The organism is Flavobacterium xanthum, from assembly GCF_900142695.1.
GTDB lineage: Bacteria > Bacteroidota > Bacteroidia > Flavobacteriales > Flavobacteriaceae > Flavobacterium > Flavobacterium xanthum.
In genome coordinates this window covers 79532-99261 of record NZ_FRBU01000012.1, presented here as the reverse complement: position 1 = coordinate 99261, position 19730 = coordinate 79532, and the positions used below count along the sequence as shown (strand labels likewise).

Genomic DNA, 19730 nt, shown 5'->3' with positions numbered 1-19730 from the left:
CCTGCTATTGTCGCTAATGATGATGCTGGAACAACTATAAATGGTGCCAACGGTGGAACAGCTTTCACTAATGTTTTGGTTAACGATACTTTAAATGGAGTGCCTGTTTTACCTTCACAAGTGGTCTTGACTACAGTTTCATCTTCAAATACTGGTGTTACACTTTCTGGTACTGATGTAGTAGTAGCTCCGGGTACACCTGCTGGTGCTTATACTTTGGTTTACCAAATCTGTGAAATACTAAATCCAACCAATTGCGATACTGCAACAGTTACTGTTACTGTTTCTGCTCCTGCTATTGTCGCTAGTGATGATGCTGGAACAACTGTAAATGGTGCCAACGGTGGAACAGCTTTCACTAATGTTTTGGTTAACGATACTTTAAATGGAGTGCCTGTTTTAGCTTCACAAGTGGTCTTGACTACAGTTTCATCTTCAAATACTGGTGTTACACTTTCTGGTACTGATGTAGTAGTTGCTCCAGGTACGCCTGCTGGTTCTTATACTTTGGTTTACCAAATCTGTGAAATCCTAAATCCAACCAATTGCGATACTGCAACGGTTACTGTTACTGTTTCTGCTCCTGCTATTGTCGCTAGTGATGATGCTGGAACAACTGTAAATGGTGCCAACGGTGGAACAGCTTTCACTAATGTTTTGGTTAACGATACTTTAAATGGAGTGCCTGTTTTAGCTTCACAAGTGGTCTTGACTACAGTTTCATCTTCAAATACTGGTGTTACACTTTCTGGTACTGATGTAGTAGTTGCTCCGGGTACACCTGCTGGTTCTTATACTTTGGTTTACCAAATCTGTGAAATACTAAATCCAACAAATTGCGATACTGCAACGGTTACTGTTACTGTTTCTGCTCCTGCTATTGTAGCTAATGATGATATTTTTTCAATCGAAAATTGTACATCGTCTGGATTGATAGGAAATATATTGGTAAACGATTCACTTAATGGATCCTCAGTACTAGCTTCTGCCGTTAATATCTCTTTGGTTTCTGGACAAAATTCAAATATTCAAGTAGATATCATTGGAAACATTACTACATTAAATGGAGCGATTCCTGGAACTTATGTTTTAACTTATAAAATATGTGGGAAGTTAAATCCAGAAAACTGTGATACTGCAACAATAACAATAACAATTAAAGATAGTACTGCACCGGTAATAGCTCAATTACCAATACCTTCAAGTATAAGTTGTAGCACTACTCCAAATTTCACTCAAGCAACAGCAACTGACACTTGTAGTACTGTGACATTAACATTTGTTGACGTGACGATTCAAGGTAGTTGTATTGGATCTTACACTATAACTAGAACTTGGACAGCTACAGATTTGGCAGGAAATATGAGCACTGCTTCTCAAATCATCAGTGTCCAAGATAACGTTGGTCCTACGACAACAACTACATTTGAAGCAAACATAAATGTAACATGTGATGCTATTCCTTTAAAACCAGAGCTAGTTTTTGTCGACAATTGTTCAACAGTTTCTCCAGCAGTATTTACAGAAACAATCACTAATAGTTCCCTAACCTCGTATACAATTACTAGAGAGTGGTCTGTTTCTGATTCTTGTGGTAACGTTTCTAAATTTATACAAACGGTAAATGTATCAATAGCAAATAGCGGTTTAGCAATTGCAAGCTCTGCTTGTAGTGGTGACTCGTCTACAATTAACATCTTTAACTTATTACCAGAAGGAACGCCAACGAACGGAACCTGGATAGATGTTGATAACACTGGTGCATTACAAGGAAACATCCTATCTCCTTTTGGATTAAGCTTAGGAAACAAAGTCTTTGAGTATAGAATCAGTAATGAAACATGTCCAACAAGCCTATTTCTGACTGTAAATATAAATGATGATTGTATTGTTTTAGGTTGTGGTGATATAAAAGTTCATAATGCATTCTCTCCTAATGGAGATAATATAAACGAAGTTTTTGTTATCGATAATATTGATGATGTGACTTGCTATCCTGAAAATACAGTTGAAATATATAACCGCTGGGGTGTATTAGTTTTTGAAACTAAAAACTATAATAATCAGACTAACAATTTTGAAGGTATTTCACGTGGAAGAACTACTGTTAATCAGTCTTCTGGTTTGCCAACTGGAACCTATTTTTACATATTGAATTACAGTACTATTGATGGAAATGGTAAAGTAGAAATCAAAAAATTAGACGGGTATTTATATCTTAGCAAATAATATTTAATTACTTTTAAATCCTGACGATCTTAAATTGTCCTCAGGATTCAAAAAAATGAACCAGCCCTATTCTTTAATATAAATAGCATTGACCTTACTCAAAATAGACCTCTTTTGTCTAATAAAAGAAAAAGTTCAATCAAAATAAAAAAATCTACTATGAGAACAAAAATATTATTAATCTTTTTGATGTTTACAGCTTTTGTGGGTTTTGCACAACAAGATGCTCAATATACACAGTACATGTATAACACCATCAATATCAATCCAGCCTACGCTGGTTCTAGAGGTGCAATGAGTATTTTTGCGATGCACCGAACGCAGTGGGTAGGATTAGACGGTGCTCCAGTAACAAATGTAGCTTCAATTAATACCCCCTTAAACAATAATAATCTAGGACTAGGAATTTCATTTATTAATGATAGGATTGGGCCTACTAATGAAAATACTATTTCTGCTGATTTTTCGTATACCATTCCAATGTCGGAAACCTTAAAACTTTCTTTTGGTATAAAAGCTACAGCTAATTTATTCAATTTAGACATCTCAAAATTGGATCCATCTCAACCGGATCCATCAATACAAAATATAGATAATGAATTTTCTCCTAATATCGGTGCTGGTTTATACTTGCATTCTGATAAAGGTTACGTGGGTATTTCTATTCCAAATTTTATTGAATCAAATCGTTACGATGATAATGAAGTTGCGATATTTAAAGAAAAAATTAATTACTACTTAATCGGTGGTTACGTTTTTGATCTTAACAGTACCGTAAAATTTAAACCAGCTGTACTAACTAAGATGGTTATTGGTGCACCCTTACAAGTTGATGTATCTGGTAACTTCATGTTTAGTGAAAAATTTGTAGTTGGAGTTGCCTATAGATGGAGTGCTGCTTTAAGTGCTATGGTAGGTTTCCAAGTATCTGATGGAATGCATATCGGTTATGGTTATGATCGTGAAACAACTAGATTGAACAACTACAATTCTGGTTCACATGAAATATTTTTGCGATATGAAATATTTAAAAATAATGGTAAAATTATAACTCCTCGATTCTTCTAGAAAGTGAATAGCATGAAAAAAAACACATTCTTTTGCATCATACTTATTAGTCTAGTTTATTTTAAAGGAAATGCTCAAGATTCCAAATTATTTATAACTGAAAAAACAAGTGACAAATATGTCTACGTAGATGTAATCAAAACCTATGAAAGGATTGCTGAAAAAGGATATAAGTCAGCTGATCTATTTAAAAAAATTGGAGATTCTTATTACTTAAATGCAGACTTTGGTAACGCTGCTAAATGGTATTGTGAATTATTTGCCATGGGTATTAATTTAGAACCTGAATATTATCACCAATATTCTAAATCTTTAGCATTTATTGGTCAAAATGATATTGCACATGAAATATTGGAAAAATTAAAACAAAAATCAAGGCTATTACACGAGAAAAAAAATCGGAAATAACGACAAAATCATAACGCCAAAATTCTTTTAAAAACAATTATTATGAAAAATAATATACTCCTCTATATAACCTTATTAACCGCTTTTTCATTTAGTGCACACTGCCAGCAAGGAAAGGTTGCAGCTGCTGATAAAAAGTACGACAACTATGCTTATATAGATGCCATAAAAACTTATGAAAAAGTTGCTCAAAAAGGATACAAATCGGCAGATATGTTTAAAAAATTAGGCAACTCCTACTATTTTAATGCAGAATTGGAACAAGCTGCAAAATGGTATGGCGAATTATTTGCCATGAATACTTCAGACTTAGAACCAGAATATTATTTTCGTTATGCGCAGTCTTTGAGATCAATTGGCCAAAATGAAAAAGCAAATGAACTTTTAGAGTTGTTCAACAAAAAAGCCGGAAACGACAGCCGAGGAAAACTTTTTTTGGAAAACGAAAATTATCTAGATGCCATTAAAGCTAATTCCGGAAGATATACTATTGAAGATGCTGGAATAAACTCTATCTACTCTGATTATGGTACTGCATTGTATTCCAATGAAATTATTTTTGCATCAGCTAGGGATACTGGAAGTCTTGGACAAAGAAAACACAAATGGACTAATCAATATTTTACAAATTTATATGCCTCTACTTTAGGAGAAAATATGACTCCCTCTGATCCTCATAAATTTGATTCCAATATCAACTCTAAATTCCACGAATCTACTCCTACTTTTACAAATGATGGGAAAACAATGTACTTCACCAGAAATAATTTTATAAATGGAAAGAAAGGAAAAGATACTAATCAAATTACTTTAATAAAAATATACAAAGCTACTTTAGAAAATGATAAATGGACTGAAATAACGGAGCTTCCATTTAACAGTGATAATTATAGTACAGCGCACCCAACATTAAGTCCAGACGGTAGGATGCTCTATTTTGCTTCTGATATGCCTGGAACCTTGGGTCTATCTGATTTATTTAAAGTTCAAATAAATAATGATGGAAGTTATGGAATACCCGAAAACTTAGGCAAAACTATTAATACCGAAGGAAGAGAAACTTTTCCGTTTGTAAATGATGAAAACGAAATCTATTTTGCATCAGATGGACATCCCGGCTTAGGAGGTTTAGATGTTTTTGTTTCTACAATTAATCCAAACGGTTCTTTTAGCAAAGTACAGAATGTAGGCTCTGATATTAATTCTCCCAAAGACGATTTTGCTTATTTAATAGATACAAAATCTAGAAGAGGCTTTTTTACTTCAAACCGGGATGGTGGTATGGGATATGATGACATTTATAAATTTTTAGAACTAAAAAAAATTACATGTAAACAATTATTATACGGCGAAATCACCAACATCGATACTGCAGAGTTGCTTCCTAACACTAAAATAACGTTGCTTGACAATCAATTTAATAGCATCAGCACCACCGTTTCAGATGATAAAGGTGCTTATTCATTTGCTGTTGAATGCGGTAAAAAATATTACGTAAGAGCTCAAAAACCAGAATATACCGTAAAAGAAGTATCGATAACGATTGCAGACGAAAATGGAAAAACATATCTACCAATCGCGCTAGAGAATGCTGTTTGTAAAGTTACTATTGGTGATGATCTTGGTAAATGTTTTAACATAAAAATGATTTATTTTGATTTAGACAAATCTAATATTCGAAAAGAAGCCGCTTTAGATTTGGAAAAAATACTAGATGTTCTAAACCAAAATCCAACGATGACATTGGATATTCGCTCTCATACTGACAGCCGCGCCTCGTTTAAATACAATGAAGCTTTATCAGATAGAAGAGCTAAATCAACTATTAAGTGGTTAGTTAAAAATGGAGTAAATGAGAATAGATTGAGTGGCAAAGGATATGGTGAGACTCAATTAGTAAATAAATGTACCGATGGAGTATCATGTACAGAAGAAGAACATCAGCTAAACAGAAGAAGTGAATTTATTATCACTGCCCTGTAAAATAAATCCCTAAGTAAATGCAATAGGCTGTCCCATAAAGACAGTCTATTTTTATTTCAATTATTTTCCTCATCTATTTTCTCCGCGTAATAAAAATAACTCCTAGGGATATAAATGATATAATTTATGGAATCAAAAGATATTACATTTGAGCATATCATTTGTCAATTATCTCCTTTGTAGACTAGTAAATAGCTATGTCTAAAATTTTAGTAGTATAAAAATTTTGTAAATGATAAATCAAGCCGAGATAAGTAGGAATATAAAAACTACGAATAATTACAAAAAAAATATAAAGAATAAGATACCTTACATTCCTAAATGAAAAATAATTATAATTTAAAACACATCTAAAGAAAAATCATTAACAGTTAATATCTTAAATTAACAATGATTTTTTCTAAACTGTTTTTAAAATATAAATGGCTGTCTTTTGGGGGGAAGACAGCCACTTAAATATAAAAAACTCAACTTAAATTTTTGCAAAGATATTTGTATAATACTTTCTACCATTTACTGGATTTTCTTTTATTGCAATTCCAAAATGGGTAAAGTTACCTTCTATATTTTCTTTATGACCAGGACTTGCTAACCACGCATTCAAAACTGCCTGTGGTGTATTAAAGTTATAAGCTATATTTTCACTTACAGATTTGGCTCCTAAAATCTTCATAATGTTTTCAGAACGCGCAGCAAAATCATTATGATTAACTACATTGTTTGCGATCATGTAATTATCATGCTCTTCAGATTTATAAGACATGTGATTGATTTTCTCCAAGCGATTCAAACCTTTACTAACTCTGTGGGCATTTATTAAATCCATAGTCTCTAACTCAATGGAATTGTATGAGTATGCAACTACTTTTTGAACGGTTGCGTCAGCGGTTTCAATTTCAGAACTGTCTGAGGAACAGGAATTCATAGTGCATATCACAGCAGCGAGCAATAATGCACGAAGTAATTTTATTTTCATAACTTTGGTAGGTTAGGTTTAAAGTAGATTGTGGGGCAAACAACTTTAATATATAATACTATGTTTTTTATTTCTTACTCAAACATACATCTTTTACCGTTTAAATACCTAAAAAAATCGATGAACTACATCATAAAAATAATTAAATATGTATAATTCTTACATTAAGGAGAAAGACGGTCTATTTTCCAAGAATAATCTTGTTGGCTAGAATACCGAATTCTATCATGTAATCTATTAGGTCTTCCTTGCCAAAATTCTACTTCTAAAGGAGTTACAAGAAATCCGCCCCAATGCTTTGGTCTTGGAATAACCATACTCTCAAAATCTTTTTCTAATTGTTTCAAGTTTTGTTCTAAATAGTCTCTGGAAGGAACCACTTCACTTTGATTGGACACAATTGCTCCTAATTTACTCCCCTCAGGTCGCGATTCAAAATAAAGATCTGATATGTCTTCTGCAGTTCGTTTAGCGATCCCTTTAATGATTACTTGACGTTCTAGGGTATGCCAAAAAAAAGAGAGGCATACGTTTGGATTTTCTGTAATAGCCTTCCCCTTTTCTGAATTGTAATTGGTATAAAAAACAAAACCCTCTTCATTAAACTTTTTTAACAAAACAACTCTAGACTTTGGAAATCCATCTAAGCCAATTGTCGCTACGGTCATTGCATTTACTTCACTATCACCTCCAAAGTCCTCTACTTCGTGAAACCATCTGTTAAACAAATTGATTGGATCTTCGGGGATAGAAGCTTCTAATAGCTCGCTCTTATCGTACGATTTTCTGTAATTACTTAAGTCGTTCATATATTTTTAATTTAAAAATGTTCATTTCTAGACTGATTTGCGTAGTGTCATTCAAAATTCCCTAAACCAATTTTCTCGTGCCGTTCAATTATTTATTTAAAACTCAAAGCTTTTCCCATCATCGGCTAAAAGCACCTCTGAAAAAACGGTTTCGGCTTCGTCTTTAAACAATTCAATTTTTTCATAACGTGTTGAATAGTGGCCCAAGATCAATTGTCCTACATTAGCCTTCAGAGCAATGGTTGCTGCCTCTTTAGCGGTACAATGTAATGTCTTTTTAGCCAGATTTTCCTCAGACTGCAGGAAGGTAGATTCATGGTACAATACAGTACTCTTGGCTATAATAGGAATAATAGCTTCATGGTAAACGGTATCAGAACAAAAAGCATAACTCTTAGTTGGAATAGGATCAAAAGTCAATTTGTCATTTTCAATAACTCTCCCATCTTCTAGTGTGATATCTTTACCATTTTTGATTTTTTGATAATAGCAACTATTAATTTCATAATTCTGGACTGCATCTAAATTCAGTTTTCTCTCCCCTATTTTTTCTTGGAACAAAAAACCATTTGTGTATACTCGATGTTTTAATGGGATGGTTTGCACCCTAACCTTCTCATCCTCATAAACAATCTCGCTTTCTAGCGATTCCAGTTCATGAAAAAACAAACCATAATTTGTCCAAGAATTAGACAATCGCAATTGCAATTTAATAATTTCTTTAATTCCTTTTGGTCCATAAATATGCAAATCGGTAGTCCTGTTCAACAAAGTAAATGTGGATACTAAACCGACTAATCCAAAAAAATGATCCCCATGCAAATGAGAAATGAAGATATGATTAATCTTCGAAAACCTGATTTTATTCTTGCGCAATTGCACTTGCGTTCCTTCTCCGCAATCGATTAAAAAAAGTCTGTTTTTTATTTCTAAAATCTGGGAGGTGGGATTGGTAAAAGTTCGTGGTGTAGCTGCATAGCAACCAAGTATTGTTAGTTTCAATTTTTTAATTTCATGTTAGAAGTTACGATAGAATTAAAAATGGAACATTCATAATTCGCTATGTAAAAATTAATTACAAAATACTATCCTTTTTTTCCTTGTTATATTTTTTAATTTGTAGCCCTTGAGAAATTGCTAATAATAAGTTTGCACCTACTCCCCATTTGCTGTATGAATCGTCAGTAGTAAAAACTTTATAGAGATTGAGACCCATTAAAATTATAAAACATGCGAATAGAATAATGCTTAAAAGATGTGCGTCTTTTTTGTTTTTGTAAAAATCCATAAGATATTTGTTAAAACCCTAAATCTCTTTCAATCTCTTCCATTTCTATAATATCGTGCGCCTCTAATAAGGAAGGCACCACGGTTAGTTTAGCAGGCACGGCATTATAATCAAAATCAGAAGTAATTATGACAAAAGATTTTTTTGCTTTTTTATGTTGTTTCGATAAAGGCATAAATTGCTTAATATCATTGGTAGATAAATCTTTATGTAACAAAAGATCAATCATTATGTTGTGTTTTTCGAATGTTTTATACTGGTGCGTAACCTTCATAAGAAAAGACATAAAATCCCCTTGTGTATCTCTAATCGTTACGGTATGTCCTTTTTGATCTACTTTCATTTTTACTATATTTATGAAACTACCCAGCGGTATTTTCGATTACAAGTAGCTAATTTACAAAGTTTCACCTAAAACTACTGAATTTTTGATGCCAAAAGATAAATTACAGCCATTCTAATTGCAACGCCATTTTCTACTTGGTTTAAAATCACTGATTGGCTTGAATCAGCGACTTCGCTAGTAATCTCCACACCACGATTGATAGGTCCTGGATGCATGATGACAATTTCTTTATCTAAAGAATCTAAAAGTGTTTTATCCACTCCATATTGTTGTGCATATTCTCTTGTTGAGGGAAAAAAATTCACGTCCATCCGCTCATTTTGTACACGCAACATGTTTGCCACATCGCACCATTCAAGTGCTTTTCTAAGATTTGGTTCTACCGTAACTCCAAGCGATTCAATATGTCTGGGAATTAGCGTTTTAGGCCCACAAACTTTCACCTCGGCCCCTTGCATTTGCAAAGCATATATATTAGACAGTGCTACTCTAGAATGTAAAACATCCCCTACAATAACCACTTTTTTCCCAGCGACCTCTCCTAGTTTTTCTCTAATCGAATAACTGTCTAATAAAGCTTGCGTAGGATGTTCATGCGCACCGTCTCCAGCATTAACGATGCTTGCTTTTACATTTTTGGATAAAAAATAAGCAGCTCCCGGATTTGCATGTCGCATTACCACCATATCAACTTTCATCGAAAGTATATTATTCACCGTATCAATTAGTGTTTCTCCTTTTTTGACAGAGGATTGTGCAGCTGAAAAACTAATAACATCAGCTGATAAACGCTTTTGAGCAAGTTCAAAAGAAAGTTTTGTCCTCGTACTATTTTCGAAAAAAATATTGGCAATGGTAATATCTCTTAAAGAAGGTACTTTTTTTATGGGGCGATTAATGACTTCTTTAAAATGATCGGCTGTTTCAAAAATTAGGTCAATATCATTCTTATTAATGTATTTTATGCCTAACAAATGATTTACGCTTAATTCTTTCATTGCTGTTTACGATTATTAGTTTTTAATAGTTAGCGTTTAAAAACGATCTAACTTGTAATTAGATAGACACCATCTTCCCCTTCATTTTCTTTCCAGCTCACTTTGACTTTTTCGTTATTGATTGCATCAACCTGTCTTCCTCTATAATCTGGCTGAATAGGCAAATTGCGACTGAAACGTCTGTCGATTAATACCAATAGTTCAATTTCTGAAGGCCTACCAAAAGATTGAATAGCGGTCAAAGCAGATCTGATACTTCGTCCAGTGAACAAAACATCGTCTATAAAAATGACTTTTTTATTTTCAACAATAAAATTAATTTTAGTTTTATTGGCCTCCAATGGTTTGTCGGTTCTTCGGAAATCATCTCTAAAAAAGGTAATATCCAAATAACCTAATTGAATTTCAGGAGTTTGGTATTCATTTTCCAAAATTTCTTTCAAGCGTTCCGCTAAAAAAACACCTCGTGGTTGAATTCCAACTAAAATTGTATCCGAAAAATCTAAGTGTTTTTCAATTAATTGACAGGCCAAACGATGTAATATGATAGTTACTTCTTTTGCAGTAAGTAATACTTTTTGACTCATAGTAGATTATATTGTTTGGTTTGACAAATATACGAATTCCGATTTAGGATTTTATAATTAAAAAGAGAGAAAATAAACATCGTTACTCGTTTATCTGCTAAAAACCAAATTGCTTTTTTACAAAACTATTCTAAAGCATTTTGGAAATGGATTTTAGAACACTGTGTAAAGTTAAATTGGACAAACTTCCCTGATAATCAATAGACGTATTAAAAAATACTGTTGCAACATCAAAAAATCCTATGACCTAATTTGATACTTGACCGTCTCAACAGGAATTGAAATAGTTTATCTAGGTAGACTTCATTTTACTAAATAATACCGTTTTTTATTCCACTATGTTTTGTCAAAATATAAAACACTACTGTTCAACTGTACATATTTTTGTTTTACCTTTATACTTAAATGGGCAATTTAGATACCATTTTAAGCTATTTTTTGTTTGAATTATATAAACACCTCTCTAAATTATATAACAAACTGCTTAGTTGAAAGCAATAATTTTACATTTTTAACCTAAACTAATTAATCATGCAAAAAAAATTAACTCGTTTATTGATGCTTTTTATAGTATTAATATCATTTTCAAGCTGTTCAATAATAGAAGGAATATTCAAAGCTGGAGTAGGTGTTGGTATATTTATAGTTGTTGCAGTACTGGCCATACTAATTTTTATAATCAGCAAAATTTTCGGAAGAAAATAAGTAACGGTACTTTCGAATGGTAATTTGATCCCAATAAAAAAGAGCCCATTGCTGGGCTCTTTTTTATGGTTTCAATATTGTGGCTTTTTAATTTACTAAAAACAAAGCATTACTGAATAATAAATTTCCATTTTCCCAGAAACCTCTAAATAAAGGGTTGTCGACCATATAGATTACAGATCCGTCACCTTTACTTTCTACTGCAAAACTTACCGTATTATTCAATTTCTTTTTTATTTCATTTCCAACAAAACCATAACTCTTATAATCTTTGGGCACATAAACGACATTTGTTGCTTTTTTCAGTAGCGAATAATGTCTATCATCCGTTTTTAGACTGAAATATTTATCCCCTAAACCAAAAGACATTGGATGTGTTTTATTCAGCATGTTCTCGATAATAGCGCCAGGAATTGATTTAGAAATATACCTACGCTCCGAATCTTGAAAATCTAAAAAACGTTCTTTTAACGCTTCCTCTTCAGCCTCTTTCTCTGAACTCAATTTGTCTTCCTCGGATGCAAATGGACTTAATGCATAGCCTTCTTTTCCCTCAAAAAGTGTTAATGCACTATTCATTGCTATCACTTTTCCTCCGTTTTTAATCCATTCTCCAATTTTCTTTTGTTGGTCTTCGGAAAATTCATAATATCCATCTGCTAAGATTAACGTGTTATAATTGAACAAGTTTAATCTGTTGAAATTGTCTACTTCAATCACACTTACTGGATAACCAATTGTTTCTTCCATATAATACCAAGCGGCACCAAACTCAGTGGAACCAACCCCTTTTCCAGATAATAAAACCACTTTTGGCGCTTTCAATAAATTAAAATTTTCTCCTCCTACATCTTTCGAATTCGAGGAAAAACCCGTAGCAATATAATTGTAATCCGTTTTCATTTTCACTAGTCCTGCAATTGTTTTTTCAAAATCAACTATTTTAGGATTATCTGCTTTTGTGACTAACAAACCACCCGGCTCCACAATTACTTCTCCAAAAACAGCTTTCTTCATTGCTGATCGCACTTTAATATTATTTTGGTGCAACAAAGATAATACCTGAGCTGAAATTCTATTATTCCAAGGAATATGAAACGCATACACGTTTTGCGGAATGACTTTTTCCTGCATTTCAATTGCCATTTTTGTTTTAACAGCTACACTATTTTTCAGTGCATACCCTTCTACTCCATAAGCCAGAGGCAACGCCCATGAAGTAATATCATACGATAAACTGTCATTTAATTTTTGGTTTGGTTCAAAAAGCACTTGCGCAAAAACGGCTTTCGGCTGATCTACTTTCACAATTAAATCATTTGGTTCAATTGTAAAACCTTTCTCTGTTTTTGTAGTATAATTAAATCCGGATGCTTTTTGAGTAGCATCAGCATAACTGAATTCTACATTGTTTTTTTTCAACAAATCCGCCATTTGAACCAACTTCGGATTGTTTTTCATCACATACATTTTATAATTTCCCTTGACCGTTTTTCGAGAATTATTCATAAAACCTCTAAAACCTTTCAGCAAAACATCCGCTTGTGCTGCCGCTGATTCTACAACCGTAAGAACTGCCGTTGCATGATGGGTTAAGCGATCTTTTATAGTCAATGTGATTCCGTTACTCATTGTAACTGCTCTCCCAGCTCCTATTCCGCCTTGTTCCATAGTCATGCCTACTGCTCCATTGTAAGTAGGATAAGTATCTCCATAACTTGGATAAAACAAATCAAAACGCTCCCCTGTATTGTACATCCAGTTTTGAGCATCAAATTTTTTAGATATATTTTTACCTAACGTGTAATGAAAATCTTTTTGATACTTTTCAATATATTCGTGCAAAGGTTCCGCTGACGGTGGAAAAAAATAGGGAGAATCATATCCCATTTCATGTACATCCGTGTGTACTTGAGGCATCCACTGGTTGTACAATGCGATACGCTGTTGGGTTTCCGGCTGGGTTTGCCACGCCCAATCCCTGTTCAAATCAAAGATATAATGGTTGTACCTTCCCCCTGGCCAAACTTCCATGTGTTCTCTATCTGACAAATCGGGATGTGTTTTTTTACTTGAAATTTCTCTTAACCAATTCCCATATCTGGAATATCCATCAGGATTGATGCATGGATCCAAGATTACAATAGTGTTTTCTAACCACTTTTTAGTTTCGGCGTTTGAGGGATTTACCAGCTCATAGGCTACAGTCATAGCACTTTCAGTTCCAGCAAATTCATTTCCATGAACATTAAAACTCAACCATACAATTAATTTATCACCAATCATTTGGCTTTTGTTAGTGGACAAACCAATAGCGGCTAAATTATTATTTCGAATTTGTTCCAAGTTAGCCAAATTCTCAGGACTAGAAATAAAATATACATTCAAATCTCTTTGCTCGGGAGTTACTCCATATTTTTGATGTTTTATTAAAGGAGATTTTTCCGTAAGATGCCTAAAATAATTTTCGGCTTGATGGTAATACGTTATTTGCTTTCCGTAATTCGGTAAAAATTCTGAAGGACTTTGCACCTGTGATTGAACACTGAGTACCAGAGTTAGCATTAGATAAAAAGAAAAAATAGTCTTTTTCATATTATTTTGGGTTAGTTATGCCTCAAAAATAGCAATTTACGAAGTCTTTCACAAGCTAAATTTTCTATTAATTAAATACGGATTATACCAAAGCTATTCTCTATCATTAATTCATTTTTTATTAAGAAATACTAAGATTACAGTACTATTCTTTATTAAATAATTAATAAAATTTTGCATATAATTCGGATACTAATAACAATCTATTATATTTGTCGATCACAAAATGAAACAACAGATGGAAGAATGTATCTCAGTTTTTGACATGTTAAAAATTGGTGTAGGCCCTTCGAGTTCACACACACTTGGCCCATGGAGAGCTGCCGAACGCTTTTTAGGTGAATTGAGAAACGAGTTGTTACTTCATGCTGTAACCCGAGTAAAAATAGACCTATACGGTTCTCTTTCCTTGACTGGAAAAGGGCACGCAACGGATTTAGCCGTAATGCTAGGATTGAGCGGACAAGATCCAGAATACATTCCTATAGAAAATATTGCTGCCATTATAAAATCCATTGAATCAAAAAACGAGATTAATTTAGCAAACGAAAAACCAATCCCTTTCTATTTTCTTCAGGATATCATTTTCAATAAAAACTTCCTTCCTTTTCATGCCAATGGAATGACGTTCACGGCTTTTATGAACGATGATAGCGAATATATATCTACTTTTTATTCTATTGGTGGAGGATTTGTAGTCAAAGAGGAACGCATTAACGCTAAAAAGAAAATACAAATAAAATGTGCTTTTCCTTATCCTACTGATAAAGCATCAGAACTATTAGCGTATTGTAAAAACGAAAATAAATCCATTTCGGAAATCGTTTTTGAAAACGAAAAATCAATGCGTACGGAAGCCGTAATTGATCACGAATTGATCCGTATTTGGCACACCATGCTGGAATGCATGTACATAGGCTGTCATTCTGAAGGGATACTTCCTGGAGGATTAAACGTACGCCGAAGAGCATTTGACATGCATCAAAACCTAATTGGTTTAGCCAATTATAATTCTCCACAAAGTTGGCTTGAAGAAATTAGAAAAACAGAAGTCAAATTTCGTCAAATCCTGAAATGGGTTAGCTGTTTTGCACTTGCAGTAAATGAAGTCAATGCAGCATTAGGACGCGTGGTAACTGCTCCAACTAATGGAAGTGCTGGCGTTATTCCAGCTGTTTTAATGTATTACTTAGTGATTGAAAACCACCAAGCTGGTGAAAAACAAATCAAACAATTCCTTATGGTTGCCGGTGAAATAGGCAGTATTTTCAAGAAAGGTTCTACTATATCAGCAGCGATGGGCGGTTGTCAGGCTGAAATTGGAGTGTCCTCCTCGATGGCAGCTGCCGCTTTATGTGAATTAATGGGTGGGACACCAGAGCAGGTATTAATGGCAGCTGAAATTGCCATGGAACATCATCTTGGACTGACTTGTGACCCTATTGGCGGATTAGTCCAAATTCCTTGTATTGAACGCAACACCATGGGTGCCATAAAAGCCATTAATGCCGCCGAATTAGCCTTAGCCACCGATCCCGAAAACGCAAAAGTTCCTTTAGACAAAGTGGTAGAAACCATGTGGCAAACTGCCAAAGATATGAACAACAAATACAAAGAAACTTCTGAAGGCGGTCTAGCAATTGCCGTGAATATGGCAGATTGTTAATTCGCCCATTGCGGTAACATTTTTTATCTTGTTTCAGCTTAGATAGGCTCTTTTTACAATGACAACCAAATACTTAATCCGTTACACTTCAATGATTTAAAGTAATTAATAGTTTAAAAATGAAATCAGCCAAAACAATATCCTCTTTATCTGACACTGATTTATTTATTTTTTTATTGATGTAATTTAAAGAAAAGTAAGAAAGATTATATTTTTAAAAACTTAGTCTCTTCTGCTTCATTTTCACCATTGGATTTGTTAATTGGTTACAAGTAGATCTAAAATACATTTGAGTACGCAGCAAGTAGCTATTTTTGAACCAGAATTATACCACTATTTGTAAAATTATTAGCAAACAATGCGCACATAAAAAAGCAGTTTTAGGAAACATATCAAAGTTAAAACGAAATTATAAAATAGAAAACAATGAAAATAAAATCAACTATTTGGTTACTACCCTTGCTATTATTTGCTTGTAACAAAGAGAAAAGCGATGCTTCAAAAAGCAGTGATACAATGGTTTTCACCGATACCACTCAAGTCGTAAAGCACATTGAACTACAAAATATTATTGTAAAACAGTATGCAAATCAACGCTTTCGACAGGTAACAGTAGAAAAAGTAGCGGATAATAAATTCCAATTGCAAGGACAAGCACAAGTTTTTGAAGCAACCTTCAACTGGGTGGTTGAGGATGGACACAATGAATTAAAAAAGGGTTACGTAACGACTGATGCGGGAGCACCTGAATGGGGCAAATTTGACTTTACAATTGATGTTGAAAAAAAGGAGGAATATTCAACTCTAAATCTAATTTTGTTTGAGGCGAGTGCACAAGATGGTAGTCGCCAATATGAACTTCCTATACCGCTAAAATAACGTCCTAAAAAGGAAATCGATTGCAGCAACCTAAAAGTAACCTCTGCGTAGAGATGAAGTTCTTTATGCTTACAACTTTTGTAATGCATTGAAAGTAAAATTATTCCCTATCAACTCTTTAAATACTTACAAGCCATTCTTTATTATTTTAGAATAATTTTTAATAAAATAAGTATACTTTTCCCTTTTACTATTTCTTTTTTTATGGTTTTAATTTCAAAAAACTAACCAATAAAATTTAATTAAAAAACAAATCGGAATTTATAAAATGCATAAAAGCACTTTCCAGAAAATAAAATTGTGTCAAACTAAAAAGGGTTCAGGTTCTAGCAGAAAAAAAATTATAAATAAAAATAGCAGCAATAAATAGGCATCAATAGGGCCGAAAAAGTTTCGAAACTGGTCAAGCAGCACGTAGGTCAAAAACAGATATTAATAGTAAGATTAGTATTCTCCAATAAAAAAAAAACAAGCTGAATGTCCTTATTTTCTATGTATTCTGCAATTTGAATGTAGAAAGCTAAAATTGAAAAAAGAGGACTATCGCAATTAGTTGCTTATCTCTTTTCAAATAAAATATTCACCCTGTAAGAAAATTGAATCCGTTACTTTTTCTAAATCTCATTGTCGTATTTATAAAACAGTATAAACGTGATTATTGTATTTAAATCCCTTTAGCCCGAAAAAAACTAAAAAAGAAGTGGAAAGCAAGATTTAAGCTACCGCGAAATTTATACTAGTCAAAAGTTTTTTTGGGCAAGAAGTATTATCTTAGCGAAAAGCTATTATTTTCCAATTGTGTAACCGCAAAAAGGCTACAAATAATACGTGAAATTCTTCAAGAACCACAAAGATTTATTATGACAATAACAATTATCATCACAATATGTACGTTACTTTTATTAGCTTATGTTTTTGAGCGAACATCGTCTAAAACAAAAGTGCCTTCGGTAATTTTATTATTGCTTTTAGGATTTGTTGTCCGACAATTGACGAGCTTCTTTGAAATTAGTATACCCAACCTCACGCCTATACTTCCATTTTTCGGTACTGTAGGACTGATATTGATAGTTCTCGAAGGTTCTCTTGAATTGGAATTTAACAAATCCAAAGCTTCTTTAATCAAAAAATCATTTTTAGTGTCTCTTTTTCCAATGCTGGCTTTAGCGTTTCTACTTTCATTTTTATTTCATCATTATGGGCAGTTCTCCTTTAAAGACAGTTTAACGAATGCTGTACCACTTTGTATAATAAGCAGTGCTATTGCAATTCCTAGTGTAAAGTCGTTGACCTCTTTCAATAAAGAGTTTATTATCTATGAAAGCAGTTTATCCGATATCATTGGTGTTTTATTTTTTAATTTTATTGCTCTAAATGACACCTTTGGTTTTTCGTCCTTTGGATATTTTGGTTTACAACTTATTGCTATTACTCTTATTTCCTTTGTTGCAACGATTGGACTTGCTTACATGCTCAATAAAATCGACCACCACATAAAATTTGCTCCTATCATTTTACTAGTTATTTTAATCTACGCTGTTTCTAAAGTGTATCATCTGCCTGGACTAATTTTCATTTTCCTTTTTGGTTTATTTTTGGGCAATCTTGATGAATTAAAACAATTTAAGTGGATTGAAAAATTAAAACCGGATGAGTTGAATGCAGAGGTTAATAAATTTAAGGAGTTGACAATTGAAGCAGCATTTTTAGTACGATCACTTTTCTTTTTACTTTTTGGCTATCTTATCCAAACTGAAGAAATCTTGAATATGGATACGTTGATATGGGCCATAGGAATTGTAACTGCAATTTTTGTTTTCAGAGCAATCCAATTAAAAATTTCTAAACTGTCATTATCTCCTTTGCTATTTATCGCTCCAAGAGGCCTAATTACTATATTACTTTTCCTCGCAATTGGGCCGGAACAAAACATTTCGTTGGTAAATAAATCACTTATTATTCAAGTGATAATTTTGACAGCATTGATTATGATGCTTGGACTTATGACAAATAGAAAGCAACAACAAGAATAAATTAACTAATTTAGCTACATATTAATGACAATTATACTACTTTATAAGAGCTAAAAGTTATGAATTAGAAGATTAACTTATAATACTTGTGCTTAAGCAAATCTGCAAATTAAATTAATAGAGATATGATCATTAAAAAGACGACTATTACAAAAGGGTTCATTATTGCTGGATTAATGAACGCCACAGTATTAATTTTTTCGAAATTATTTACAAATTCCACAATTCCTGAATTTGATCCAGAAGTAATGTCCAATTTTGGATTACTTATGATACTCATTTGGGGATTAGCTTACATGTCAGTGGCAAAGGAGTACCATCAAGTCAGATGGCTTGTTGGAATTTTTGTCATTGAAAAATTTATTTATGGTTTTATTTGGACCAATTGGATCATAAATAATAATGTTTACGACGTGTATAAAAAAGATGTATTAGCTGGACTATTTTATTCCATTTACGGGATAAATGATTGGGTGTTTTTTATCTTCTTCTTATCCGTCTTTATTCATCTTTTCAGAACAAAAAATAGTGAATAGAAAAGAGGAATAATAAACCTATTTACTATTTTCGTAGTGTAAATTCTAGATGTATGACATGATTTCAATAGGTCTCAAGCAGATAAGAATTAAAATAAAGAAAACAATCTGTTGATTTTAAAAGGAATGTTCGCCTACTCGCTTTTGTAAAATTGAAAGCTATGATTCGTCCAACACTATTTTATGGTCTGGATATCCTAATTCATCATGAAATACATTACGTTTACTATCTAATTTAGAAGCACGAGTCTCTCACTTTGTTTAAACACTAATTATCTTTGCTGTAAATTTTAACACAATCTTTCAACGTCACTAATTCTTTAAACCTAAAAAAATGGAAATCAACTGGATTATTATTGGTATTGTAATTTTCTTCGCAATTATTTTGATTGTATTCCTTTTTAGAAAAAATCAAAAAGATAAAAAGAAGTACACTTATTTCTTGAATAATGATTACAAAAAATCTGCAGAAGAAGAATCAGATTTGAATGACGACACATATTAATTGTTATCTTTCCCTTTTATGAAAGTTTTCAAGCTTAGTCAATTGACTTTTTAAATCTTCTTTTATTTCACTATTTCTGAAATAAATAATAAATTTTCACTAAAAATTAAAGATTATTT

At 32.8% G+C, this 19730-nt stretch carries 18 protein-coding genes; 10 read left to right on the top strand and 8 right to left on the bottom strand.

Going from position 1 to position 19730, the window contains the following annotated elements; all coding sequences use genetic code 11:
• From BUC11_RS07160 to BUC11_RS07145, 4 genes are all read left to right on the top strand, one after another.
• Positions 1 to 2229, top strand: a 2229-nt coding sequence (locus tag BUC11_RS07160; protein ID WP_139259438.1) for a T9SS type B sorting domain-containing protein, incomplete at its 5' end; no start/stop codon positions are given.
• Positions 2230 to 2388: 159 nt separating this feature from the next.
• Positions 2389 to 3297, top strand: a complete 909-nt coding sequence (locus tag BUC11_RS07155) for a PorP/SprF family type IX secretion system membrane protein (RefSeq protein ID WP_073352979.1) — start codon at positions 2389 to 2391, stop codon at positions 3295 to 3297.
• A 12-nt stretch (positions 3298 to 3309) separates the two neighbouring features.
• The gene (locus BUC11_RS07150) at positions 3310 to 3705 is read left to right on the top strand and encodes a hypothetical protein (RefSeq protein ID WP_073352972.1); all 396 of its coding nucleotides are present in this window, start codon (positions 3310 to 3312) and stop codon (positions 3703 to 3705) included.
• A 42-nt stretch (positions 3706 to 3747) separates the two neighbouring features.
• Positions 3748 to 5688, top strand: coding sequence for an OmpA family protein (locus tag BUC11_RS07145; protein WP_073352971.1), 1941 nt, complete (start codon positions 3748 to 3750; stop codon positions 5686 to 5688).
• A gap of 472 nt (positions 5689 to 6160) precedes the next feature.
• Here BUC11_RS07145 and BUC11_RS07140 read toward each other — a convergent pair whose 3' ends face one another.
• The 7 genes from BUC11_RS07140 to pyrR all read right to left on the bottom strand — a co-directional run bounded on the left by BUC11_RS07140 (position 6161) and on the right by pyrR (position 10692).
• Complete coding sequence (locus tag BUC11_RS07140) at positions 6161 to 6664, bottom strand: CAP domain-containing protein (protein WP_073352970.1); 504 nt, start codon at positions 6662 to 6664, stop codon at positions 6161 to 6163.
• A 164-nt stretch (positions 6665 to 6828) separates the two neighbouring features.
• Complete coding sequence (gene pdxH / locus BUC11_RS07135) at positions 6829 to 7473, bottom strand: pyridoxamine 5'-phosphate oxidase (RefSeq protein ID WP_073352969.1); 645 nt, start codon at positions 7471 to 7473, stop codon at positions 6829 to 6831.
• 96 nt (positions 7474 to 7569) lie between these two features.
• Positions 7570 to 8475 (bottom strand): ribonuclease Z, encoded by a 906-nt coding sequence (locus tag BUC11_RS07130; protein ID WP_073352968.1) that lies wholly within the window; start codon positions 8473 to 8475, stop codon positions 7570 to 7572.
• Between the two features lie 73 nt (positions 8476 to 8548).
• Positions 8549 to 8761 carry a hypothetical protein gene (locus BUC11_RS07125; protein WP_066076423.1) on the bottom strand — a complete coding sequence of 71 codons (213 nt, stop codon included), beginning with the start codon at positions 8759 to 8761 and terminating at the stop codon, positions 8549 to 8551.
• A 10-nt stretch (positions 8762 to 8771) separates the two neighbouring features.
• Positions 8772 to 9104: a ribonuclease Z gene (locus BUC11_RS07120; protein WP_066076426.1), complete on the bottom strand. Its 333-nt coding sequence runs from the start codon at positions 9102 to 9104 to the stop codon at positions 8772 to 8774.
• Between the two features lie 74 nt (positions 9105 to 9178).
• Positions 9179 to 10105: an aspartate carbamoyltransferase catalytic subunit gene (locus BUC11_RS07115; protein WP_073352967.1), complete on the bottom strand. Its 927-nt coding sequence runs from the start codon at positions 10103 to 10105 to the stop codon at positions 9179 to 9181.
• Between the two features lie 47 nt (positions 10106 to 10152).
• Positions 10153 to 10692 (bottom strand): bifunctional pyr operon transcriptional regulator/uracil phosphoribosyltransferase PyrR, encoded by a 540-nt coding sequence (pyrR, locus tag BUC11_RS07110; RefSeq protein WP_066076432.1) that lies wholly within the window; start codon positions 10690 to 10692, stop codon positions 10153 to 10155.
• Between the two features lie 531 nt (positions 10693 to 11223).
• On the opposite strand from pyrR, the gene BUC11_RS16960 reads away from it, so the two are divergent.
• Entirely contained in the window at positions 11224 to 11397 is a 174-nt protein-coding gene (locus BUC11_RS16960) for a hypothetical protein (RefSeq protein ID WP_175455466.1), read from the top strand.
• Positions 11398 to 11484: 87 nt separating this feature from the next.
• Here the strand turns inward: BUC11_RS16960 and BUC11_RS07105 are convergent, their stop codons facing one another.
• On the bottom strand, positions 11485 to 13992 hold the full coding sequence (locus BUC11_RS07105) for a M14 family metallopeptidase (protein ID WP_073352966.1): 2508 nt from the start codon (positions 13990 to 13992) through the stop codon (positions 11485 to 11487).
• A gap of 238 nt (positions 13993 to 14230) precedes the next feature.
• Between BUC11_RS07105 and BUC11_RS07100 the strand changes: the two genes are divergently transcribed.
• From BUC11_RS07100 to BUC11_RS16955, 5 genes are all read left to right on the top strand, one after another.
• Positions 14231 to 15658 (top strand): L-serine ammonia-lyase, encoded by a 1428-nt coding sequence (locus BUC11_RS07100; protein WP_073352965.1) that lies wholly within the window; start codon positions 14231 to 14233, stop codon positions 15656 to 15658.
• 426 nt (positions 15659 to 16084) lie between these two features.
• A complete protein-coding gene (locus BUC11_RS07095) occupies positions 16085 to 16537 on the top strand; it encodes a Gmad2 immunoglobulin-like domain-containing protein (protein ID WP_073352964.1) in 453 nt (150 codons plus the stop codon).
• Positions 16538 to 17397: 860 nt separating this feature from the next.
• On the top strand, positions 17398 to 18570 hold the full coding sequence (locus BUC11_RS07090; protein ID WP_073352963.1) for a cation:proton antiporter: 1173 nt from the start codon (positions 17398 to 17400) through the stop codon (positions 18568 to 18570).
• A 125-nt stretch (positions 18571 to 18695) separates the two neighbouring features.
• Positions 18696 to 19106, top strand: a complete 411-nt coding sequence (locus BUC11_RS07085; RefSeq protein WP_073352962.1) for a hypothetical protein — start codon at positions 18696 to 18698, stop codon at positions 19104 to 19106.
• 334 nt (positions 19107 to 19440) lie between these two features.
• Positions 19441 to 19611, top strand: a complete 171-nt coding sequence (locus BUC11_RS16955) for a hypothetical protein (protein WP_175547740.1) — start codon at positions 19441 to 19443, stop codon at positions 19609 to 19611.
• The last annotated feature ends 119 nt before the right edge of the window (positions 19612 to 19730 follow it).